Here is a 22,316-nt window from a genome sequence, read left to right as displayed (position 1 = left end):
CGTTACCGTTCGGGGCGCCATCCGGGCATGAAATTTTTGCGGTGCGTCATGGCCCAGCATGAAGGACGTTTCAATTCCCGTGAAATTCCGTGCTGCAGTTGCACATGCAGCGTCACGACCCGGCGCTGGGCCTTGATGGTGGCTGTACAGCAGCCGGATCAAGCGCTCAGGCCGGCCAGCTGCGCAGCCGGGACGGTAGGATAGGCGCCATGTCATCCCTGTTCAGTCCCGTTTCCGCCGCCGCCACCGCCCACATCCGCCGCTGGGTGCTGGATGCCTTTCCACGTAACCAGAATGGCGTGGAATACGACACGCCGCTGGGCGATCCGGGCTGGTTCGGCCCGGGCAGCGTCACCTGGCGTATTCATTCCGAATTCCCCGGCATGCTGGCAGGCGGGCTGTGCGCGCTGATGCTGCAGCTGCTGCACCCGCGCGCGCTGGCCGGCGTTTATGACCATTCCAACTTCCGCGAGGATCTGGTCGGGCGGCTGCGCCGCACCACCAGTTTTGTCGCCGGCACCAGTTATGCACCGGTGGCCGAGGTCGAGAAGCTGATCGCCAAGGTGCGGCGGATTCACGCCCAGGTGGTAGGCACGCTGCCCGATGGCCGTACCTATGCTGCGGATGATCCGCAGTTGCTGACCTGGGTGCATGTCACCGAAGCCTATGGTTTTCTGGAAGGCTGCCGGCGTTATTGCCGCGAGGTGCCGGCGGCCATTGCCGACCGTTATTACGACGAGTACCGGCGTGTGGCCGAGGCCTTGGGCGCGCGTGATGTGCCGGCCAGCGAAGCGCAGGTGCGTGCGTACTTCCAGTCGCAGCAGGCCGAGTTGAACATGGACGCGCGTTCGCGCGAAGTGCTGGACGTGCTCAGCGAGGTGCGCCTGCCGGTGCCGTTGCCAGGGGTGTCGCGCGATGTGTTTCTGGCTGCCGGTGCGGCCTTGCTGCCGGACTGGGCAGTGCAGCTGCTCGGACGCAGCCGTGGCCAGCAGTTGCAGTCGGTGGTGGCGGCACGGGTGCTGCGCAGCGTGGCGCCGTTGTTCCGGATCGCCCTGAACGACGGCATCTCGACCCGCGCCTGCAAACGGGTAGGGCAGGACCCGGCGGTGCTGTCTGCCTGGCCTGAGCGGGCCTGACCAACGCGTGTGTAGTGCCGAGCCATGCTCGGCAGGGGCATTACCGGTAAGGCTTCTGCCGAGCATGGCTCGGCACTACAGGAAACATGAAGCAGAAAACAGGCGCCATCGGCGCCTGCTTCCACAAATCAAACGCGCATCCTGTTACCAGACCTTTACCCGCTGCTCCGGCGCCAGATACAGCTTCTGCCCTTGCTTGACCTCGAATGCCGGGTACCACGCGTCGACGTTGCGCACGGTCAGCGCACGGAACTGGCCCGGTGCGTGCACATTGGTCAGCAGTGAATTGCGCAGCGCCTGCTCACGCGCCTTGCTGCGCCAGGCCTGGGCAAAACCGAGGAAGAAGCGCTGGTCCGGGGTGAAGCCTTCCAGCGTCTGCTCCTGCTTGCCCTGCAATGACAGCCGGTACGCGTCATAGGCGGTGCCAAGGCCGGCAACGTCGGCGATGTTCTCGCCCAAGGTCAGGCGACCGTTGACGTGCACGCCCGGGAACGGCTCGTAGCTGTCGAACTGCATCGCCAGCGCGTCGCCAGCGGCGTTGAATTTTTTCAGGTCATCGGCCGTCCACCAGTTGTGCAGCTTGCCGGTTTCATCGAACAGCGCGCCGGCATTGTCGAAGCCATGGCTGATTTCGTGGCCGATCACCGCACCAATGGCGCCGTAGTTGATCGCATCATCGGCGGCGCCATCGAAGAACGGCGGCTGCAGGATGGCGGCCGGGAACACCAGACGGTTCTCCAGCGGCACGTTCATCGCATTGATGGTCTGCGGCAGCATCGCCCACTCGCTGTGGTCGACCGGCTGGCCGAGCTTGGCGATATTGCGCTGGTATTCAAACAGCGAGGCACGCTGGGCATTGCCCAGTGCATCGTCGCGCTTCACCTCCAGCGCGCTGTAGTCACGCCACTTGCTGGGGTAGCCCATGTCCACCTTGAGCCCGGCAACCTTGGCCTTGGCGTGCGCCTTGGTTTCCGGTGACATCCATTCCAGTGCGTCGATGCGCTTGGCGAACGCGGCGATGATGTTCCTGGCCATTTCATCGGCGCGGGCCTTGGTGGTGGCGTCGAAATGGCGCTCGACATAGATCTTGCCCACCGCTTCGCCAAGCGCGGTATTGGTGTCGGCTACCGCGCGCTTCCAGCGATCACTCTGCTGCGGGGTGCCGCTCATCGCAGTGCCGTGGAAGGCGAAGCGGGCATCGGCAAAGGCCTTGGGCAGATAGACGGCGGCCTCATCCAGTGCATGGAAGGTCATGTAGTCCTTCCACACATCCAGTGGCTCGCTGGCCACCAGCTTGGACAGGCCGGCCACCGCCTTCGGCTGCCAGACGATGAAGTCCTGCTGCGCACCGAGCTTGGCGCCGTCCAGGAAGGCATTCCAGTCCATGCCCGGCGCCTTGCCGGCCAGGTCGGCCTGCTTCCAGGCATTGGCGCCCTTCTGCACGTCGTTGGTTTCTTCCTGGGTGGCGTGGGCCTGGGCGATCTTGGTTTCCAGCGCGACGATGCGCGCGGCCTTGGCCGCAGCGTCCTTGTCGCCGGCCAGCGTCAGCAACTGGGCGACATACGCCTCATAGGCTTTGCGCATCTCGGCCATGCGGCCGCCCTGCAGATAGAAGTCGCGGTCGGGCATGCCCAGGCCGCCCTGCACCAGGTAGGGCGCGTTGCGGTCCGGTTGCAGCAGGTCCACCGATACCCACACGCCGAACAGGTGCGGGGTATAGAAGTTGGTGGCATTGAGCAGATCCACGTCGGCGCGCATGCCTGCGCCCAGTGCCTTGGCCAGCGCCTGCTTGTCGGCGATGCCGGCAATGGCCTGCAGCTCGGGCTGCACCGGCGCGGTACCGCGTGCCTCGATACCGGCTTCGTCCATGAACGCGGCGTAATAGTCGCCGATCTTGCGGACCTCGCCGTCACCGCCCTTGCCGGCCTCTTCCATGATGCTGCGCGTGTCGGCCAGGGTTTTCTCGGCGATCACATTGAAGCTGCCATAGTTGGAACGGTCGGCCGGAATCTCGGTGCGCTGCACCCACTGGCCATTGGCGAAATCGAAGAAGTTGTCGCCGGCAGCGACGCTGCGGTCCATGCCATCGGCATCAAACCCGAAGCTGCCCAGTTGCGGTTTGGCGGCGGTGGCGGGTTTGGCGGGCGCGTTGCTGTCAGCAGAAGCGCTGTTGTCTGCCTCCTTGTTGCAGCCGCTGAGCGTGAGCGCGGCGCCGATTGCCAGTGCCAGGAAAGAACGTTGCAGGACCATGACGGTATCCGGAGGGTAGGTGCGACAAGTCTAGACCTCGAACCCCGTTCATAAAGATATCGATTCTGGCACTTGACGAATGTGCACAAGTGCGGGGAATGCGAGAAAATTGATTACGAACTCTTCACGCCGACGGTAGTTGTGCTGCATGCTTGAGAGAACGTGCTGTGGATGGTGTCTGGGGAGACAGCGGCAGTGCGGAGTATGTGGTGTTCGCATGCAGCCGTTGCAGGTCCCCACCTGACGGCTCCTAGTTGTAGAGATGCCAGGACCAACATACGCAATGCCAGCTGATCCCCTACTGATACGTTGGACGAACCGGTGACGAGAACGCCGGCGCATCCATTGCGGGTCATGGTCATTGCCGGAGTGGTGGTGGGCTTGCTGCTTGCCGGCGCCCTGATCACGATGCTGTGGAACGACCGCAACAGCCGCATGGAGGCAGCGCAGCGGCAGTCGATGGCGCTTGCCAGCGGCAGCAGCCGCCTGCTGCGCGCGCAGCTGGTCACCTGGGAACGCGCCCTGCGCGGCAGCGCCAGTGACTGCAGGGAATACTACCGGCAGGTGCCTGCCCAGGCGCCTGCCTTGTTTGAGGCCAGCCTGCGCGGGGTATTGCAGCGCAACCAGGATCTGGTCTCGATCACCTTGGTGGATGATCGCGGCACGCCGGTCTCGTCCGGTGCGGGGGATCCCACCCTGCAGAGTTGGGTGATCGCGGAGAACCGCCTGCTCAGTGGCGGTCTGTATCTGGGCGCGCTGGAGCAGATGCCCGACCAGCACTGGGTGCTGCGTGCAGCACTGCAGGTGCAGCCCGGCCAGTGGCTGTTGACGCGGGTGCGGCTGGGTGCATTCCAGGAAGTGGTCAGTGGCCTGGATCTGGGGCGCGATGGCACCGCCTCCATCGGCAACCGCTACGGCCAGTTGCTCGCCCACAGCCGTGACCCCGGCAAACTGGTGGGCAACAAGCTGGCGCGGCCGATGAAGATCCTGCCACCCTCGCCGGAGGTGATCCAGCAGGGCGTGGTGATCAGCCCCTACGATGGCCAGCGGCGCATCGCCGCGGTAAGCGTGCCCACCGATTTCCCCTTGAGCCTGTTCGCCTCGCTGTCCTACCAGGAAGTGATGGCTGGCTGGTATCTGCTGCTGTACGCCTCGATCGGCGTCTATCTGCTGTATCTGGCCGGTTTTGCCTACCTGCTGTACCGGGTTGGCCGCAGCACCCGCCACCAGCAGCAACTCAGCGAAGAGCTGCTGGCAGGCAATGCCGAGCTGGCGCTGGCGCATGAAGTGGGCAAGGTCGGCACCTGGTCCATCCACGGCGCAAAGCCGATCGTGTACTGGTCGGCGCTGACCCAGCAGATGTTGAGCCTGTCCGGGCGCAGTACCACGCTGGAGGGGTTTCTGGCGCGGGTGCATGAGGAAGATCGCGCCTGGTTGAAGGACATGCTGACGCGCGCGCTGGCCGGCACCAGCGCCTTGAACGCGATGTTCCGGCTGCGCAGCGGTGATGGCTCACTGCGCTGGCTGTCCGCGCGCGGCGAGCTGGTGGACGACGTTGGAGACAGCAAGCGGCTGGCGGGCGCGGTGGTGGATATCAGCGAGCGGGTCAGCACCGAGGCGCGCGCGCAGGAGGCACAACGGCAGTTCCGGCTGGTGTTCGACCGCAACCCGGCACCGTTCTGGATCTTCGACCTGGTCACCCTGCGCTTTCTGGAAGTGAACCAGGCCGCGATCGACCAGTACGGCTACAGCCGCGATGAATTCCTGGCGATGTCGATCCTGGATATCCGTCCTGCGGTGGAATGGGACGAGATCCGGCAGAGCGCCGGCCGCGCCTTGAACGGTGACTTGTTGGGGCTGGAAGTCAGCACCCACCTGCGCAAGGACGGCAGTGCGTTCCATGTGCAGGGGCACTTCGCCAAGCTGGAATTTGCCGGCCGCAATGCCTGCCTGGTGCTGGCCGAGGATGTCAGCCAGCGGCTGCGCTACGAGAACGAGCTGGCCTACCGCGCCAGTCACCATGCCGGCACCGGCCTGTTGACCGTGCGTGCGCTTTCCGAGCGGCTGGACGCCGGCAGCCGCGGCTACACCATCGCCCACGTGCAGCTGCGTGGCCTGCAGATGATCACCGATACCCTGGGGCGCGATGCCGGTGAGGAAGCGCTGCGCGCGGTGTCGGTGCGGCTGGGCGGGTTGGCCGCACGTTATGGCCTGCTGGCGCACCAGCCGGCCGAGGATTTCGTGCTGGCCATTGAAGGCGAGCGTGATCCGCAGCTGGCACTGGATGCGCTGATGGCGGCGGTAGCCGAGCCAATCCGTGGCCGCGACACCTATCACCAGCTGGAAGCGCGCATCGGCGTGGCCAGCTGCCCGATCGATGGCGAACTGGCCGAGCAGGTGCTGGGGCGGGCGGCGCAGGCCGCGCATGCCGCGCGCGAGAGCGGCGTGGCCCTGCTGCACTTCAATGCAGGCATGGCGGCCCATTACACCGAACGCCTGCAGTTGGCCGGGCGCATCCATATCGCGATCGACCGCGGCGAGTTCATCCTTCACTTCCAGCCCATCATGGATGCGGCCGAGGGCAGCCCGGTGGCGCTGGAGGCCTTGCTGCGCTGGCCGCAGGCGGACGGCAGCTTCATTCCGCCGGCCGACTTCATCCAGCTGTGCGAAGACACCGGCCTGATCATCGCGCTGGGCCGTTGGGTCATCCACGCGGCTGCACGCGCGCAGCAGCAGTTGTCCGCTGCCGGCTGGCAGCACCTGCCGATCGCGGTGAACGTCTCGGCAGTGCAGTTGTTCAACAGTGATCTGGTCGGTGAATTCAGCCGCGCCATGCAGGACCATGGCCTGGCCCGCGGCGCGCTGCAGATGGAACTCACCGAGAGCGTGCTGATGCGCAACCCGACCCAGGCCCTGCAGACCCTTGGCCATCTGCATGCCAACGGCGTGGGCGTGGCGCTGGACGATTTTGGTACCGGCTTCTCCAGCATGTCCTACCTGCAGCATCTGCCGCTGGACTCGTTGAAGATCGACCGCGGTTTCGTCACCGACGTGGAAAGCAACCCACGCAACGCCGCCATCTGCCGTGCGCTGCTGTCGCTGGGCCACAGCATGGGCTTGTCGGTGATTGCCGAAGGCGTGGAAACCGAAGGCCAGCGGCGCTGGCTGGCCGCGCATGGCTGTGACCAGGTGCAGGGCTACCTGCTGGGCCGGCCGATGCCGTTGGAACAGATCCTGGTGCTGCTGGAGCAGACCCGCTCAGCCTGAGCCGGCGGTTCCCTCGTCCAGGCATTCGACCAGATAGTCGATGAAACTGCGTACCTTCGGCGCCAGGTGGCTGCGGCTGGTATAGACCGCATGGATGCCGATGGCCGGGCTTTCCCATTCCGGCAGTACCGGCACCAGGCGTCCGTCGGCCAGCGCCTGTTCGATGATGAAGTCGGGCTGGGCGATGATGCCCATGCCGGCGATGGCGGCTTCACGCAGCACTTCGCCATTGTTGGCGCGCAGGTGTGGCACGAACGGCACATCGATTTCGCCCTGCGGCCCCAGCAGCTGCCAGCTGTCGCCGCCAGCCGAGTAGGTATAGGACAGGCAATCGTGGGCGGCCAGATCCTGCGGTGTGGCGGGCGTGCCGCGCCTGGCCAGATAGGCTGGTGCGGCGCACAGGCGGATGCGCACCTGCGCCAGATGCCGCGCGATCAGGTTGGGCGCGGGGTTGCGGGTGATGCGGATGGCCAGGTCATAGCCTTCCTCGACCATGTCCACCAGGCGGTCGGCCAGCTGTAGGTCCAGTTCCACCTGCGGGTAACGCGCGCTGTAGGCGGGCAGCAGCGCACCCAGCCGGGCGATGCCATAACTGACCGGTGCGTTGATCCGCAGCCGCCCGGACGGCTGCAGCGCCTGCGCGCCCACGGAGGCTTCCAGTTCGTCGAACTCGGCCAACAGCTGGACGCAGCGCTGGTAATAGGCCGCGCCGGTGCTGGTCGGGCTGACCCGGCGGGTGGTGCGGTTGAGCAGGCGCGTGGACAGGCGCTTTTCCAGCGCGGCGATCTGCCGGGTGACCGCGGCGGTGGAGATATCCAGGGCATCGGCGGCGGCGCTGAAACCATTGCGCTCCACTACCGTGACGAACACACGCATGGCGTCGATGGTGTCCATTGTTTCCGTTTCTGAAATAAAACGTTGAGGCCGAGGTTATTTGTTGCCGGGTCTCCGCGCAATAACCTGTGCACTTCCCCAACTGTCCGGGAGCGTTCAATGAACAGCCGGTTGCCTTCCCTCTATATCTCGCATGGTTCACCGATGACCGCGTTGCAGCCGGGATTGGTGGGGCCGCGCCTGGCGGAACTGGCCGCGGGGCTGGAACGTCCGCGCGCCATCGTCATGGCCTCGGCGCACTGGTTGGCGCGCGCGCCGCAGGTGTCGGCAGCGGCGCAGCCGGAGACCATCCATGACTTCGGGGGCTTCCCCGAGGCGCTCTATCAGCTGCGCTACCCGGCACCGGGTGCGCCGGAACTGGCCCGGGACGTGGCCCAGCGGCTGGCCGCTGCCGGCCTGCAGTCAAGCATCGATCCGCAGCGCGGACTCGATCATGGCGCCTGGGTGCCGCTGCGCTACCTGTACCCGCAGGCCGGCATTCCGGTGCTGCAGGTGTCGATCCAGCCGTCGCTCGGGCCCAGGCATCAGTTTGATCTGGGCCGTGCGCTGGCGCCGCTGCGCGATGAGGGCGTGCTGCTGATCGGCTCGGGCAGCATCACCCACAATCTGCACGACTGGCACCACTACGAGGCCGGCAAGGAGGCGCCGTATGTGCGCCCCTTCATCCAGTGGGTGGAGGAAAAGTTGCAAGCCAATGACCTGCAGGCGATGTTGGATTACCGCCAACAGGCCCCGTTCGCGACGCAGGCACATCCCACTGATGAGCACCTGCTGCCGCTGTACTTCGCCATGGGCGCGGCCGGCAGCGACCAGCTCGGCGCACAACGCATCGATGCCGGCATCGATATGGGGTTCTTGGCGATGGACATCTATCGCTTCGACGGCAAGGCCTGATAACTGTCGTTGAGTGACGTTGCTGCGGCGGCAAGGGTACGGCGCTGCCGCAGACCTTGCTGCGTAGCTGGCGGTGGCCGATCCGGCTGCCGCCAGTCACGGCTTTCATGCATCTGCACGTAATCAGCATCAGTATCGACACCAGCAACAGCGGATTGCTGTGGTAATTTCCCGGTATTCATCCGCCACTGCCAGTCGGCAGCCTGCTGTCGTGGTAGTGAATCCGTGGAACGGGCATGCACACGATCGAAGTTGTTCTGGCGATGCTGGTGGCGGTTGTTGCCAGCGGTTATCTGGTAAGAATCCTCCCTTTCTCATTGCCGTTGCCGCTGGTGCAGATCGGCTTGGGCGCCTTGATCGCGGGCGTGTTCAATCGCGGGCACGCGCTTGAACCGGATATGTTCTTCCTGCTGTTCCTGCCGCCACTGCTGTTCCTCGATGGCTGGCGCATTCCCAAGCAGGGCCTGTTCCGCGACAAGGGCGCGATCCTGGAACTGGCGTTCGGCCTGGTGGTGTTCACCGTGGTCGGTGCCGGCCTGCTGATCCACTGGATGATTCCCTCGATGCCGCTGGCGGTGGCGTTCGCGCTGGCGGCCATCATCTCGCCGACCGATCCGGTGGCGGTCAGTGCCATTGCCTCGCGCGCGCCCATTCCCAAGCGCCTGATGCACATTCTGGAAGGCGAGTCGCTGTTGAATGACGCCTCCGGCCTGGTCTGCTTCCGGTTTGCGGTGGCGGCGGTGATGACCGGTACATTCTCGCTGGCCCAGGCCTCGCTGACCTTCCTATGGGTGGCGCTGGCCGGCCTGGCCATCGGCGTGGCGGTGACCTGGGGCGTGTCCACCTTCCAGCGCTGGTTGTGGCGCAGCTTCGGCGAAGAACCCGGCGCCGCCTTGCTGGTGAATCTGCTGATCCCGTTCGCGGCCTACCTGCTGGCCGAAGAGCTGCACGCATCGGGCATCCTGGCCGCAGTGGCGGCCGGCGTGACCATGAGTTACGTGGAGTTGACCGGCCGCATCAGCGGCAGCATGCGCGTGCAGCGCAATGCGGTCTGGAACATGGTGCAGTTCAGCTTCAACGGCATCATCTTCGTGCTGCTGGGCGAGCAGTTGCCGGGCATCGTCGAACGTGCGATCGAGACCATGTCGCTTGCCGGCCACCACAATGCCTGGTGGCTGGTGGTGTACGTTTTGGCGATCAACGCGGTGCTGGTGGTGCTGCGGCTGGTCTGGGTATGGCTGTCGCTGCGCTGGAACCTGCTCAGGGCGCGGATGCGCGGCGAGAAGGGAACCAGTACCTCGTGGCGCGTGGTGCTGGCGATGTCTGTGGCCGGTGTGCGCGGTGCCATCACCCTGGCCGGCGTGTTGACCCTGCCGCTGATGATCCCCGGTGGCGAGCCGTTCCCAGCGCGTGATCTGGTGATCTTCCTGGCTGCGGCGGTGATCCTGGTATCGCTGGTGGGCGCCAGCCTGACGCTGCCGCGCCTGCTCAAGGGCCTGGAACTGCCCAAGGACGATGACAGCCGGCGCGAAGAGGATCTGGCGCGTAGATCCTCGTCCAAGGCGGCGTTGGCGGCCGTGGAAAAAGCCCGCCAGGAGTTGGTGCAGGGGCAATCCACCGGCGCGGTGCAGCTGCTTAACGACGCGGCGGCGCGGGTGAGCCTGCTGTACCAGCGCAACCTGGAAAAGGGCCAGGGCCCGGACGAAGACCCGGAGAAGGTGCGGCGCATGGAGCAGGCTTATCGCAGCCTGCGCACGGCCGGCTTGAATGCCGAGCGTGAGGAATTGTTCCGGCTGACCCGGCGCGGGCAGGTCTCCGATGAGATCGCGCGCAAGCTGATCCGCAATCTGGATCTGCTGGAGACCCGGCAAAGGGATTGAGGGTGCGTGTTGTAGGGTTTGCTTGTTAGAAGCTTCCCCTCACCCCAACCCCCGCTCCGCGCCCCGGTCCTTGCGCTGGCGCAAGGCCGTTCAAGGAGCAGCGAACCAGTGGTTCGCAAGCTGCTCTTTTCACCCCGCAAGCGGGAGAGGGGCTAGTGCACTACGAGCCGCCACAATCCGAGCCCCTCTCCCGCGCGCGGGAGAGGGGCTCTCAGAGCGCAAGCAACCTCGCTTTAGCCCCTCTCCCGTTCACGGGAGAGGGGTTGGGGTGAGGGGAGGCTCCTAGCTAGCAGTGCAAGCTTTAAGCGTTCTTCAACTCAAGAAAATACGGCTCGACCGTACCCTTGATCTTCAGCGTCATCGGGTTGCCACGGCGGTCGCGGGCCTTGCCGGCCTGCACGCGGATCCAGCCTTCCTGCACGGAATACTCTTCCACGTCATCGCGCTCGACGCCGTTGAAACGGACGCCAACACCACGCTGCAGGGCTTCTGCATTGTGGAATGGGCTCTGCGGGTTGATCGCCAGATGATCGGGAGGGGTATCGCTCATATCAGTGCTTCAGTGAAGGCCACCATGGCCCTCTTCGGGGCGCAAGGATAACCGCTGTAACGCGCCAAGGCTTTCGCTGGCGCGCCGCTGGCCGCAGAATGCGCGGCATTACGTAGTGGAAACCGCCTCATGCCCGACAACAGCGCCGATTACGAAGATTCTGACGAACTGCAACCGGACTTTGAAGAAGACGACCATCCGGCGCGGGTCTGGAACCTGTTGTGGCTGATCAACCCAGGCGATGAAGACGCCGCCCTGCAGCAGTTCGATGCCTGGCGCGAAACGCGCGCCGGCGCCGAGGACGACGCCAGCGACGAGCAATGGCTGTGGGACCTGAAGGACGCCATCGACTGGCGTTCAGGTTTCTACGTGGACTGGAAGGACACCGATTCTTTTGTCGCCGCGCTGGACGAAATGGCCGCGCGCTGGAACCTGGACATCGCCTGGGGCGGTGATTTCGACGATGAAGACTTCACCGCCGATCTGGACGTGCCCATGTTGATGACCACCGCCCATGACCGCCTGCGCGAGCACGGTTACACGGTGTGGAACTGGAACACCGGTGGAGACGCCTACGCCGGTTGGGTGGCGCTGAGCCGCGACGACGAAGCGATGCTGGCGCTGTGCTCGTTGCTGGGTGTGGAAGTGCGCCCGGGCAGCGACCCTTTTTGAGGCAGTAGCACCTGTGTAGAGCCGAGCCATGCTCGGCTGGGGCTTTACCGGTAGAGCTTCTGCCGAGCATGGCTCGGCACTACGCACTAGCCGGGCTGGTACAGCGCCCGCGCATTGGCAATCACCAGCCGCACAAGCGCGCGGTCGGTATGCCGCGATATCGCTTGCGCGCCGAGCAGTATGGCCTGCGCATGCAGCGCTGCCGGCACGTCGTAGTGCACGCCGCTGGGGCGGTTCTGGAAGGCCCTGCGTGGAATCCCGAGCTGCTGCGCCAGCGCATGCAGCTCGGGCAAGGTGTCGGCCATCAGATGCGCCCAGCGCTCACCGCGCCAGGGATGTACCGCATCGTCGATATAGACCGTCACGGCAGGCCCTGGGCTCAGGCCTTGGGCTTGTCGTCGGCGTCGACTTCAGCGTCCGGCACTTCTTCGGCAATGGCGACGGCGTCGTCAGTCACGTCAGTGGCTTCTTCGCCTTCGATGCCTTCGAATTCGGAAACCAGCCCGGCCAGATAGTCGTCGGCGGTCTTGCCTTCGTCGGCGGCCAGGTCGTCGATCATCTGCTGCAGCGCTGCGGAGTATTCCAGGGTGACCTTGCGGCCTTCCTTCTCCTGCACATTGGCCAGGTGCTTGAGCATGGCCAGCATCGGCACCGGGTTGTCGGCATTGCCCATGGTCTGGCCACCGATGGCCAGCAGCCATTCATTGCCCTGCATGCCGATAGCGGCAACAACCTGGCCTTCTTCATTCACCAGCACAGCGTGGTTCTGCACCTGCTGCTGGCCGTTGAGACGGGCGAATGGACGGCGCGGGGCCTGCTTCTTGCGCTTGTCGCGCTTGGCTTTGGAGAGCTTGGACATGAGATTCGGCTAGTGGAAAACGATGCCTATTGTAGGCGCCAAGCCGGTTTGGCGTTTGAGAGGGCGGGGCAGGGAGGTTTCATCTTGTGCACCTGGTGCTTAAAGCACCCCTCCCCAACCCTCCCCTTCGCTGCGCGAAAGGGAGGGGGCTGTTCGTGCAGCCCGGCGGAATCTGGACGCAAGCCCGCTTTCGCCCCCTCCCTTTGGCCGCAGGCAAAGGGGAGGGCTGGGGAGGGGTAGCTTCAGGCCGCCGATAGCCGAGAGAACAACAGCCCTCAATCCACCGCCGACGGCACCCCGTCCACTTCCACATCCGCGGTTGCATTGGGCGGCAAGCCCGCTTTCGCCCCCTCCCTTTGGGCAAAGGCCAAAGGGAGGGTTGGGGAGGGGTAGCTTCAGGCCGCCGATCACCGAGATAACAACAGCCCTCAATCCACCGCCGAAGGCACTCCATCCACTTCCAGCTGCGCCGTCGCGTTGGGCGGCAAGGCCAGTGTGGCGGTCTCGTTGAGGGCAGCGGCCTCGGCGTCCTTGGTCATCACCACGATGCTGATGCGACGGTTGATCGGGTTCTGCGGATTGGCCTTGTCGAACAGCGCCGAGGAGGCCAGGCCGACCACACGCGCCACCTTCACTTCTTCCATGCCGCCTTCCAGCAGGGTGCGGCGCGCGGCGTTGGCGCGGTCGGCACTGAGCTCCCAGTTGCCGTAGCCCAGCTGCGTGGAATAGGCGGTGGTGTCGGTATGGCCGGTGATGCTGACGTGGTTGGGCACCTGGTTGATGAAGTGCGACAGCTCCAGCAGGATCGTCTTGGTATACGGCATCAGGCGCGCGCTGCCGAGGTCGAACATCGGCCGGTTCTGCTTGTCCACGATCTGGATGCGCAGGCCTTCGGGGGTGATGTCCAGCAGCAGCTGGTCCTTGAACGGTTCCAGCGCCTGGCTCTTGCTGATTGCTTCCTGCAATTCCTGCTTCAGCGCCTCCAGCCGCTGCCGGTCGCGTTCGCGTTCCTGCACCGGCGTGGGCATCGATTCCTGCTTGTTCTGGAACGGGTCATCGCTGTTGCCACGCGACACGTCGGTGGCGCCGCCCAGCTTGATCATCGACGTACTGGCGCCGCCCGGGCCGGCCATGCCCGGTGCCGGCGTGCTGCTGGTGCCGCTCAGCGGGCTGGGGTTGCGGAAGTACTCGGAAATCGCCGCGCGCTCGGGCCGGGTGGTGGCGGCCATCAGCCACAGCACCAGGAAGAAGGCCATCATCGCGGTGACGAAGTCGGCGTAGGCCACTTTCCACGAGCCGCCGTGATGGCCACCACCCTGGACTTTCTTCACCCGGCGCACGATCACCGTGGGTTTGGCGTTCTCGCTCATATGCGTGGCGCCTTACTTGACCGACTTCAGATGTTGTTCGAACTCGCTGAAACCCGGGCGCAGTGCCGACGGCACGGTCTTGCGGGCGAACTCCAGCGCGATCTTCGGGTTGTAGCCGCGCAGGCAGGCCAGCAGCGCGGTCTTCACCGATTCGTAGATGCGCGCGTCCTGTTCGGCGCGCGCTTCCACCGCAGCGGCCAGCGGGCCGATGAAGCCATAGCCGAGCAGGATGCCGAGGAAGGTGCCGACCAAGGCGCCGGCGACGTGGGCGCCTACTTCCTTGATGTCACCGCCGATCGCGCCCATGGTTATGACGATGCCGAGCACCGCAGCGACGATGCCGAAACCGGGCAGGCCATCGGCCACCTTGTTGAGCACGTGGGCCGGTTCCAGCGCCTCGTGGTGGTGCTTTTCCAGCTCCATTTCCAGCAGCGGTTCCAGCTCGTGCGGCTCGATGTTGGAGCCGATCATCAGGCGCAGGCAGTCGGTGATGAAGTCCAGCAGATGGTGGTCGGCCAGCACCTTGGGGTAGTTGGCGAACACCGCGCTGTCCTGCGGGTTCTCGACATGGTCTTCCAGCGCCATGAAGCCTTCGCGGCGTGCCTTGTTGAGCAGTTCGTAGAGCAGGCTGAGCACGTCCAGATAGTCCTGGCGCTTGTACTGCGGGCCTTTGAACACGCTGACGGTGGCGCGCAGGGTCTGCTTGACGGTCTTGAGCGGGGTGCCGATCAGGAACGCGCCCAGCGCCGCGCCACCGATGATGACCAGTTCGTAGGGCTGCCACAGCGCGGCCAGGCGGCCGTGCGCACCGACGTAACCGCCCAGGACAGCGAAGATGACAACGAGCAGGCCAACGATGATGAGCATGGGAAACAGACGCGGGGATGGGGATATCCCGTTGTCGGCCGCCAGAGCAGAATCTGTAGAGCGCTGCCTTGATGGGCCGGGGGCAGAAAGCCCTGTAGAGCCGAGCCAGGCTCGGCTGAGGCTCTATCGGGAACGCTTCTGCCGAGCATGGCTCGGCACTATGTGCTACGCCGCTGGCTGTGCCTCGGCACCGCCGCGTTGCAGCGGGTCCGGGTAGGGCTGGCCGTTCTCGACGAAACCCAGCGATATCGAATTCAGGCAATGCCGCTCGAAGGTCGGCGGCGGGCCATCCGGAAACACATGGCCGAGGTGGCTGCCGCAGCGTGCACAGACGATCTCGGTGCGGATCATGCCGTGGCTGATGTCACGGATCTCGCGCACATGCGCCGGGTCGAACGGGGCGAAGAAGCTTGGCCAGCCGGTGCCCGAATCAAACTTGGTGCTGGAGCGGAACAGCGGCAGCGCACACAGACGGCAGCAATACACGCCATCGCGCTTGTTATCCAGGAACACGCCGCAGAACGGCGCCTCGGTACCGTGCTGCAGCAGCACGCGCTGTTCGTCGGCGCTGAGGCCGGCAACAAGCGCGTCGCGCTGGGCGTCGCTGGGGGGAGTGAGGTCGAAAGCGGTCATGGGCGGCATCCGTGGGACAGGTATCAATGGTAGGGGCGGGCAGGGTCCAGTCCAAGGGCGCATTCATGCCGGCGCAAGCTGTGCCGGCGCATGCTTTTTGCGTGCAACAACAGGAGGGGCCGATGAAACGGGCGATGTATCTGGTGCTGGCAGTGCTGGCGAGCTGGCCGTTGTTGCTGCAGGCCCAGCTGAAGCAGCCCCCGGCACCGACCGCAACGCGTCCGGTGACCCTGACGCCGTCGCTGCCTCCGCCAACGGTGCCGCGCGAGCAGCAGGAAGAGGTGCTTCCACCGCGTCCGACCATTCCGGCCAAACCGGTGCCGAAGTTCAAACCGATCACGCAACCGCCACAGCGTGCGCGGCCGATCTACGACAGCAAGGGCCAGCCGGCGCCGCATATGCGCCAGACCAGCCCAGGCCGGGTGCTGGATACGCGGACCAATCGTTATTACGACACGGTGCCCAGCGGCATGGGCCAGCAGGTGGTGCCGCCGCCGGCCGGCACGCGCTAGGCAAGCGATTGCCTGTAGTGCCGAACCATGTTCGGCAGGCGTTTGCCCGTGTAGTGCCGAGCCATGCTCGGCAGGGGCATTACCGGTAAGGCTTCTGCCGAGCATGGCTCGGCACTACAGGAGCCGGTATTTGCCGAGCCGGGCATCGTTTACTCGGCGATTGGCAGACAAAGGGTTTCTTTGACTTCTTCCATCACGATGTAGCTCTTGGATTCACGCACATGCGGCAAGGTCAGCAAGGTACTGCCCAGCAGCTTGCGGTAGGAGGCCATCTCATTGATGCGCGCCTTGAGCAGGTAGTCGAAATCGCCGGACATCAAATGGCATTCCAGCACGTTGGGCAGCTTCAGCGCGGCGCGGCGGAATTCCTCGAAGATGTCGCCGGACTTGTAGGCCAGGCTGATCTCCACGAACACCAGCAGGCTGGCCTTGACCGAAGAAGGGTCCAGCCGCGCGTAGTAGCCGGTGATCACGCCTTCGCGTTCCAGCCGGCGCACGCGCTCGGTGCAGGGCGTGGTCGACAGGCCAACGCGCTCGCCCAGCTCGGTGAAGGAGATGCGCCCCTCCTGCTGCAGGATGCGCAGGATCTTGCGGTCGATCTTGTCCAGTTCGCGGCTGCGGGTGGCCATGGCGGCTCTGCTTTTGATGAACGAAACAGGAAATTACCCTGATGGAGTGCATCAATAAAGGTAAAAACACTGGTTGACCCTGAATATACTGCGCCGTTCCTAGCCCCTGCCATCCCATGCGCAGGGAATGATGTGGTCCGGAGAATGAAAATGCGCGTTCTGGTGCTTGGCAGCGGTGTGATCGGCACGACCAGTGCCTGGTATCTACGGCAGGCCGGCTTTGATGTCACCGTGGTTGACCGGCAGCCTGGCCCGGCGCTGGAAACCAGCTTCGCCAATGCCGGCCAGCTGTCGTTCGGCTATACCTCGCCGTGGGCCGCTCCGGGCGTGCCGTTCAAGGCGATCAAGTGGCTGTTCGAGGAACATGCGCCGCTGGCGATCCGCCCGACCGCGGACATCGCCCAGTACCGCTGGCTGTGGCAGATGCTGCGCAACTGCACCTCCGCCCGGTATGCGGTCAACAAAGCGCGCATGGTGCGCGTGTCCGACTACAGCCGCGATTGCATCAACGAGCTGCGCGCGGCCACCGGCATCGATTACGAAGGCCGCCAGCTGGGTACCACCCAGTTGTTCCGCACCCAGCAGCAGTTGGATGCCGCCGCGCAGGACATCGAAGTGCTGCGCGAATACGGTGTGCCCTATGAAGTGCTGGACCGCCAGGGCATTGCCCGGGTCGAACCGGCGCTGGCCGGCAAGACCGAGATGCTGGTCGGCGCACTGCGCCTGCCCGAGGACCAGACCGGCGATTGCCAGCTGTTCACCAACAAGCTGGCGGCATTGGCCGAGGCAGCCGGCGTCGAGTTCCGCTTCGACCAGGACATCGCCTCGATCCAGTCCGATGGCGACCGCATCACCGGCGTGCGCATCAACGGCAAGCTGGAAACCGCCGATCACTATGTGCTCGCGCTGGGCAGTTATTCGCCGCAGTTGCTGGCACCGCTGGGCATGCAGCTGCCGGTGTATCCGTTGAAGGGTTATTCGCTGACCCTGCCGATCACCAATGCGGCAATGGCACCGAACTCGACCATCCTGGACGAGAGCTACAAGATCGCCATCACCCGCTTCGAAGACCGCATCCGCGTCGGCGGCATGGCCGAAGTGGCCGGCTTTGACCTATCGCTGGAACCGCGCCGCCGCGCCACGCTGGAAAAAGTGGTCAAGGATCTGTACCCGGACGGTGGCGACCTGCGCCAGGCCAGCTTCTGGACCGGCCTGCGCCCGGCCACCCCGGACGGCACGCCGGTAATCGGCGCTACGCCGTATCGCAACCTGTTCCTCAATACCGGCCATGGCACCCTGGGCTGGACCATGGCGGCCGGCTCCGGCCGTTACCTGGCCGATCTGATGAGCGGCAAGCAGCCGCAGATCAGCACCGAAGGCTTGGATATCTTCCGTTACGGCAAGGGGCAGCACTGATGCGCCCGGCACAGGCACTGATCGACCTGGAAGCACTGCGCCACAACTATCAGTTGGCGCGACAGCTGGGCGGCGGCAAGGCGCTGGCGATCATCAAGGCCGATGCCTACGGCCACGGCGCCGTGGCCTGCGCACGCGCGCTGCAGGACGAAGCCGATGGTTTTGGCGTGGCCTGCATCGAGGAAGCATTGGAGCTGCGCCAGGCCGGTATCCGTGGCCCGATCCTGCTGATGGAAGGTTTCTTCGACGCGGCTGAGTTGCCGTTGATCGTCGAGCATGATTTCTGGGTAGTGGTAGCGACCTCCTGGCAGCTGGAGGCGGTGGAAGCGTTCAAGACCGATGCCACGCTGCGTATCTGGTTGAAGCTGGACAGCGGCATGCACCGGCTGGGTTTGTCGCCGGAAGAGTTCCGCGATGCGCATGCGCGGCTGAGCGCGCTGCCACAGGTTGGCCCGTTGGTGCTGATGAGCCACCTGGCGCGCGCTGACGAACTGGACAGCAACCGTACCCGCGAGCAGTTGGACGTGTTCAAGCATGCGGTGCAGGGCCTGGCCGGCGAAACCAGCCTGTGCAATTCGCCGGCACTGTTGGGCTGGCCGGATGTGCGCAGCGACTGGGTGCGGCCGGGGCTGATGTTGTACGGCGCCGATCCACTGTATCCGCAGCCCAGCCCGCACGCGGCGCAGCTGCGCCCGGTAATGACCCTGCAGTCGCGGGTGATCGCCGTGCGTGAGTTGGCGGTGGGCGAGCCGCTGGGTTACGGCGCGCGTTTTGTTGCCGAAGCGCCGACCCGCGTCGGCGTAGTGGCGATGGGTTATGCCGATGGCTATCCGCAGTTCGCGCCGAATGGCACGCCGGTATTGATCGATGGCGTGCCGGGCCGGCTGATCGGCCGTGTATCGATGGACATGCTGACCGTGGACCTCACCGACCACCCGCAGGCCGCACGCGGCAGCATCGTGCAGTTGTGGGGCAATGCACCGACCATTTCGGAACTGGCACCGCGCTGCAATACCAGTGCCTACCGGCTGCCATGCAGCCTCAAGCGCACCCCGCGGGTGTACCTATCGCAGTAGCCCTGTAGTGCCGAGCCATGCTCGGCAGGGACTTTACCAGTAGAGATGGATCTGTAGTGCCGAGCCATGCTCGGCAGGGGCTTTACCAGTAGAGATGGATCTGTAGTGCCGAGCCATGCTCGGCAGGGGCATTACCGGTAACGCCCAATGCCGAGCATGGCTCGGCACTACAGGTAACGCAAAAAGGGCCGCGATGCGGCCCTTTTTCAATTCCAATCCGGCAACTGCGGATTACAGCCCGGCAGTAGTGCCATCGTTGCGCAGCTCGCGCCGTACCCAATCGTCGAGCAGGCGCTTCTCGTAACGCAGCGGGTCGGTGTTGCTGGGCAGGCTGCTGTTGAGCAGATAACCGGTATCGGCCAGCTTGCGCTCGCCCTGGTCGATGACCTGGCCGTTGGCATCGGTGAGGGTGAACTGCAGCTCGATCCGTGGCGGATAGATGTCGCGCATGATGCGCACATCGTCCAGACGCGGCCCGTGCCACGGCTCGTAATCGCCGGCACGCTTGATGTCGGTGATGGTCACCTCCAGCTTCTGTCCTTCCGGCAGCTGCTTGCTGGCCTGCTTGCGCAGGTGTTCGGCCAGGGTTTCCACCCAGTTGCCGCGCTGTGCATCCCAGCGGTTGCGGCTGTAGCGCAGCTCGGTGAATTGGGATGGATCGGTCCATTGCACCTGCACCGGGCCTTCCACGCTCAGTGCGCGCGGGGCTTCCGGGGCGGTGACCGTGCGCGGCTTGGCGTCGGCGCCAGCAACGGCCAGCAGGGAGGCCAAGGCAAGTCCGGTGATGGTCAGGGTTTTCATGACGTACTCCTGGGGACTTCGATGACTAAAGTGTGCGGCCGATAGGAATAGGCTGCAATGAGCACGCAACGCTGCGCTGCGGCAGATTGCGCGATGGTTCATCATCACGGGGTGTGGATGGCCCATCACCCAGACTGCTGGACGTCCTCCCCCCCTTTTCTGACGTGAACTGCTTCTTTTCAGACAATGCCTGCTTCCAGCCTGGACTCCCCCCTTTCGATGCTGTCTCTGGATGAAGAGGACCTGGAAAATTCCAGCCTTTATCGGGAGGTATTCAATGCGGTGGGCAGCGGCTTGTGCGTCATCGAGCTGGTGTTTGACGGTGGCGCGGCGGTGGATTTCATCTACCGCAAGGTCAACGGCGGCTTTCAGAAGGTCACCGGGCTGAGCGATGTCACCGGCCGCCGTGCCAGTGAAGTGGTGCCGGCGATGGGCAGCGAATGGTTCGAGGCCTTCGGCCGGGTGGTCAAGGACGGCGGGGTGAGCCAGTTCGAGCGGGAGGTTTCCGACCCGGCACGCTGGTATTCGGTGGAGGCGGTACGCATTGGTGAGCCGGACAAACACCGGGTAGCGGTGTTTCTTTTCGATATCTCCGCGCGCAAACGTATTGAAACTGAGCTGGCCGAAAGCGAGGCGCGCTTCAGCGCCCTGGCCGACGGCCTGCCGATGCCGGTCTGGGTGGTAGGTGACCAGGGCCAGCTGCGTTTCGCCAATACCGCGTTTTTCACCTTCTTCGGGCTGCATGCCGATCAGGACCTGGGCACCAATCCCTGGCAGCGGCTGTTGCACCCGGATGAGCAGGTTTCGTTCGGCTTCAAGTTGCAGGCCGCCTTGAGCGAGCGTACCGAGCTGCACACCAATACCCGCATGCGCCGCCACGATGGCCAATGGCGCTGGTTGGAAATGAACGCAGTGCCGCGTTTTTCCGCCGATGGGCGTTTCATCGGCCTGGCCGGCAACAGCTCGGACATCACCGAGCGGCGCGAGATCGAAATGGCCCGCGAGGACCTGCTCACCGCCGAACGCGTGGCGCGCAACGCAGCCGAGGGCATGGCGCGCATGAAGGACGAGTTCCTGGCCACGCTGTCGCACGAACTGCGCACCCCGCTGACCACGGTGCTGGGCTGGAGTGAGCTGCTGCTGCAGCGGATGGAGCCTGATCACCCGATGCGGCGTGGCATGGAGGTGATCGCCAGCAGCGCGATGACCCAGAAGAACCTGATGTCGGACATGCTCGACCTGAGCAGCATGCTGCTGGGCAAGGTGCAGCTGGAAGTGGAAGTACTGGACCTGGCCGAGCAGGTGCGTGAAGCCGTGCGTGCCCAGGAACTGGTGGTCGAGGGCAAGGCGCAGACGCTGAGCGTGCAGCTGCCCGAGCTGCCGCAGCCGGTCCTGGCCGACGCCACGCGCCTGCAGCAGATCCTGGGCAACCTGCTGTCCAACGCGATCAAGTTCACCCCGGTCGAAGGGCGGATCGAGGTCAGCCTGCTGCAGGAAGCTGGCCACCTGGTGGTGCAGATCAAGGATGACGGTGACGGCATCGCGCCGGAGTTCCTTGAACACCTGTTCAGCCGTTTCAGCCAGGCCGACAGCACCACCACCCGTCGCCATGGTGGCCTCGGGCTGGGGCTTGCCATCGTCCAGCAGTTGACCGAACTGCATGGCGGCACCGTTTCGGCGGCCAGTGCCGGCTCCGGGCGCGGGGCCACGTTCCGCGTGCGGCTGCCGGAATTCCAGGCCCAGAAGGCAGCAAGCCACCCGCGACGGCGGGTACAGCGCGGGCGCATCGGCGAGCAGGTGCTGGTGCCCAATGCGCTGCAGGGCCTGCGGGTGCTGGCGGTGGAAGACCAGGTCGACATGCTCGGCTACGTGCGCCGCCTGCTGGAGGAACAGGGCGCTTCGGTGGTGACGGCCAGCACTGCCGGCGAGGCATTGGAACTGCTGGATCTGCGCGGGCATACCGCATTCGATGTGCTGGTCAGCGATATCGGCATGCCGGGCATGGATGGTTATGGCCTGATCCATACGCTGCGGCAGAACCTGGGCGTGAGCGGGGACGAGCTGCCGGCGGTGGCGGTGACCGCGCTGGCGCGGGCAGATGATCGCGAGCGCGCATTCTCTTCCGGCTTCCAGGGACATGTGGCCAAGCCCTACAGCGTGGCCCAGCTGATTTCGGCCATCCGCGACGCGCGTCTACCGCGTTGATTTCTTTTCGTGGGTTTCACGCGCAAAGACGGTAATGTGATGGCGTTCACCCATGGACGCTGCCATGCCCTTGTACGCGCCCCATGTTTATTCCGACCCGGTGTTCATTGCGTCGCTGGAGGCGCTGCTCGGCCAATTGCCTGAGCAGGCGCGGGTGATGCTGGTTCTCAAGGACGGCAGCCGGGTAGCCGGAACCGTCACCACGCAGCCGGCGCTGCAGCATTTCGCCGACCACAACGAGCAGCCCGGGGTAAATGCCACCGTGCGCCTGGAGGACCTGCTGCGCGCCTGCCAGCAGCACGTGGTCTGGCTGGACAGCGTGCTGCAGGTGCTGCACCTGCCGGCTGCCGAAGCCTGAGCCAGCACGGTTCGGCGCCTCATTCAGCTGGCTGCGGCCGGTGGCGG

General features: G+C 64.9%; 20 protein-coding genes. 10 read left to right on the top strand and 10 right to left on the bottom strand.

Annotation, left to right across the window (positions count from 1 at the left end):
• Nucleotides 1-209 precede the first annotated feature (209 nt).
• Nucleotides 210-1,136, top strand: coding sequence for an oxygenase MpaB family protein (locus BCV67_RS07290; RefSeq protein ID WP_062167177.1), 927 nt, complete (start codon nt 210-212; stop codon nt 1,134-1,136).
• Between the two features lie 144 nt (nt 1,137-1,280).
• Here the strand turns inward: BCV67_RS07290 and BCV67_RS07285 are convergent, their stop codons facing one another.
• Nucleotides 1,281-3,386 carry a M13 family metallopeptidase gene (locus BCV67_RS07285; RefSeq protein ID WP_062167175.1) on the bottom strand — a complete coding sequence of 702 codons (2,106 nt, stop codon included), beginning with the start codon at nt 3,384-3,386 and terminating at the stop codon, nt 1,281-1,283.
• A gap of 321 nt (nt 3,387-3,707) precedes the next feature.
• Between BCV67_RS07285 and BCV67_RS07280 the strand changes: the two genes are divergently transcribed.
• The gene (locus BCV67_RS07280) at nt 3,708-6,653 is read left to right on the top strand and encodes a bifunctional diguanylate cyclase/phosphodiesterase (RefSeq protein WP_231732467.1); all 2,946 of its coding nucleotides are present in this window, start codon (nt 3,708-3,710) and stop codon (nt 6,651-6,653) included.
• Here BCV67_RS07280 and BCV67_RS07275 read toward each other — a convergent pair.
• Nucleotides 6,645-7,547, bottom strand: coding sequence for a LysR family transcriptional regulator (locus BCV67_RS07275; RefSeq protein ID WP_062167171.1), 903 nt, complete (start codon nt 7,545-7,547; stop codon nt 6,645-6,647). The genes BCV67_RS07280 and BCV67_RS07275 overlap by 9 nt on opposite strands.
• Before the next feature lie 99 nt (nt 7,548-7,646).
• Here BCV67_RS07275 and BCV67_RS07270 point away from each other — a divergent pair, with 99 nt between their 5' ends.
• Nucleotides 7,647-8,441, top strand: coding sequence for a DODA-type extradiol aromatic ring-opening family dioxygenase (locus tag BCV67_RS07270; protein ID WP_062167169.1), 795 nt, complete (start codon nt 7,647-7,649; stop codon nt 8,439-8,441).
• 236 nt (nt 8,442-8,677) lie between these two features.
• The gene (locus BCV67_RS07265; protein WP_062167167.1) at nt 8,678-10,321 is read left to right on the top strand and encodes a Na+/H+ antiporter; all 1,644 of its coding nucleotides are present in this window, start codon (nt 8,678-8,680) and stop codon (nt 10,319-10,321) included.
• Between the two features lie 301 nt (nt 10,322-10,622).
• On the opposite strand, the gene BCV67_RS07260 is transcribed toward BCV67_RS07265, so the two are convergent.
• A complete protein-coding gene (locus BCV67_RS07260) occupies nt 10,623-10,871 on the bottom strand; it encodes a DUF3297 family protein (protein ID WP_057630893.1) in 249 nt (82 codons plus the stop codon).
• Between the two features lie 129 nt (nt 10,872-11,000).
• Between BCV67_RS07260 and BCV67_RS07255 the strand changes: the two genes are divergently transcribed.
• The gene (locus BCV67_RS07255; RefSeq protein WP_062167165.1) at nt 11,001-11,543 is read left to right on the top strand and encodes a DUF6630 family protein; all 543 of its coding nucleotides are present in this window, start codon (nt 11,001-11,003) and stop codon (nt 11,541-11,543) included.
• A gap of 86 nt (nt 11,544-11,629) precedes the next feature.
• Here BCV67_RS07255 and BCV67_RS07250 read toward each other — a convergent pair whose 3' ends face one another.
• The 5 genes from BCV67_RS07250 to msrB all read right to left on the bottom strand — a co-directional run bounded on the left by BCV67_RS07250 (nt 11,630) and on the right by msrB (nt 15,272).
• Nucleotides 11,630-11,908 (bottom strand): DUF4031 domain-containing protein, encoded by a 279-nt coding sequence (locus tag BCV67_RS07250; protein WP_062167163.1) that lies wholly within the window; start codon nt 11,906-11,908, stop codon nt 11,630-11,632.
• Nucleotides 11,909-11,922: 14 nt separating this feature from the next.
• Nucleotides 11,923-12,402, bottom strand: coding sequence for a hypothetical protein (locus BCV67_RS07245; RefSeq protein WP_062167160.1), 480 nt, complete (start codon nt 12,400-12,402; stop codon nt 11,923-11,925).
• Nucleotides 12,403-12,830: 428 nt separating this feature from the next.
• The gene (gene motB, locus BCV67_RS07240) at nt 12,831-13,772 is read right to left on the bottom strand and encodes a flagellar motor protein MotB (RefSeq protein ID WP_062167158.1); all 942 of its coding nucleotides are present in this window, start codon (nt 13,770-13,772) and stop codon (nt 12,831-12,833) included.
• 12 nt (nt 13,773-13,784) lie between these two features.
• Complete coding sequence (gene motA, locus BCV67_RS07235) at nt 13,785-14,639, bottom strand: flagellar motor stator protein MotA (protein WP_062167157.1); 855 nt, start codon at nt 14,637-14,639, stop codon at nt 13,785-13,787.
• A gap of 165 nt (nt 14,640-14,804) precedes the next feature.
• Nucleotides 14,805-15,272 carry a peptide-methionine (R)-S-oxide reductase MsrB gene (gene msrB, locus BCV67_RS07230; protein ID WP_062167155.1) on the bottom strand — a complete coding sequence of 156 codons (468 nt, stop codon included), beginning with the start codon at nt 15,270-15,272 and terminating at the stop codon, nt 14,805-14,807.
• Between the two features lie 122 nt (nt 15,273-15,394).
• On the opposite strand from msrB, the gene BCV67_RS07225 reads away from it, so the two are divergent.
• The gene (locus tag BCV67_RS07225; protein WP_065868070.1) at nt 15,395-15,784 is read left to right on the top strand and encodes a hypothetical protein; all 390 of its coding nucleotides are present in this window, start codon (nt 15,395-15,397) and stop codon (nt 15,782-15,784) included.
• 149 nt (nt 15,785-15,933) lie between these two features.
• Here the strand turns inward: BCV67_RS07225 and BCV67_RS07220 are convergent, their stop codons facing one another.
• Nucleotides 15,934-16,413 carry a winged helix-turn-helix transcriptional regulator gene (locus BCV67_RS07220; RefSeq protein ID WP_057626761.1) on the bottom strand — a complete coding sequence of 160 codons (480 nt, stop codon included), beginning with the start codon at nt 16,411-16,413 and terminating at the stop codon, nt 15,934-15,936.
• Nucleotides 16,414-16,563: 150 nt separating this feature from the next.
• On the opposite strand from BCV67_RS07220, the gene BCV67_RS07215 reads away from it, so the two are divergent.
• Nucleotides 16,564-17,829, top strand: a complete 1,266-nt coding sequence (locus BCV67_RS07215) for a D-amino acid dehydrogenase (protein WP_062171504.1) — start codon at nt 16,564-16,566, stop codon at nt 17,827-17,829.
• Nucleotides 17,829-18,905 carry an alanine racemase gene (gene alr / locus BCV67_RS07210; protein WP_062167151.1) on the top strand — a complete coding sequence of 359 codons (1,077 nt, stop codon included), beginning with the start codon at nt 17,829-17,831 and terminating at the stop codon, nt 18,903-18,905. The genes BCV67_RS07215 and alr overlap by 1 nt, the downstream gene beginning before the upstream one ends.
• Before the next feature lie 231 nt (nt 18,906-19,136).
• Here the strand turns inward: alr and BCV67_RS07205 are convergent, their stop codons facing one another.
• Nucleotides 19,137-19,706 (bottom strand): DUF3016 domain-containing protein, encoded by a 570-nt coding sequence (locus BCV67_RS07205; protein ID WP_062167149.1) that lies wholly within the window; start codon nt 19,704-19,706, stop codon nt 19,137-19,139.
• A 219-nt stretch (nt 19,707-19,925) separates the two neighbouring features.
• On the opposite strand from BCV67_RS07205, the gene BCV67_RS07200 reads away from it, so the two are divergent.
• Both BCV67_RS07200 and BCV67_RS07195 read left to right on the top strand, forming a co-directional pair.
• Complete coding sequence (locus tag BCV67_RS07200) at nt 19,926-21,911, top strand: ATP-binding response regulator (protein ID WP_062167147.1); 1,986 nt, start codon at nt 19,926-19,928, stop codon at nt 21,909-21,911.
• A gap of 52 nt (nt 21,912-21,963) precedes the next feature.
• Nucleotides 21,964-22,269, top strand: coding sequence for a DUF3247 family protein (locus BCV67_RS07195; protein WP_231732466.1), 306 nt, complete (start codon nt 21,964-21,966; stop codon nt 22,267-22,269).
• The last annotated feature ends 47 nt before the right edge of the window (nt 22,270-22,316 follow it).

Source organism: Stenotrophomonas nitritireducens, from assembly GCF_001700965.1.
Lineage (GTDB): Bacteria > Pseudomonadota > Gammaproteobacteria > Xanthomonadales > Xanthomonadaceae > Stenotrophomonas > Stenotrophomonas nitritireducens_A.
The sequence above is the reverse complement of the archived record's forward strand: the minus strand, read 5'-3'. Positions and strand labels throughout refer to the sequence as shown.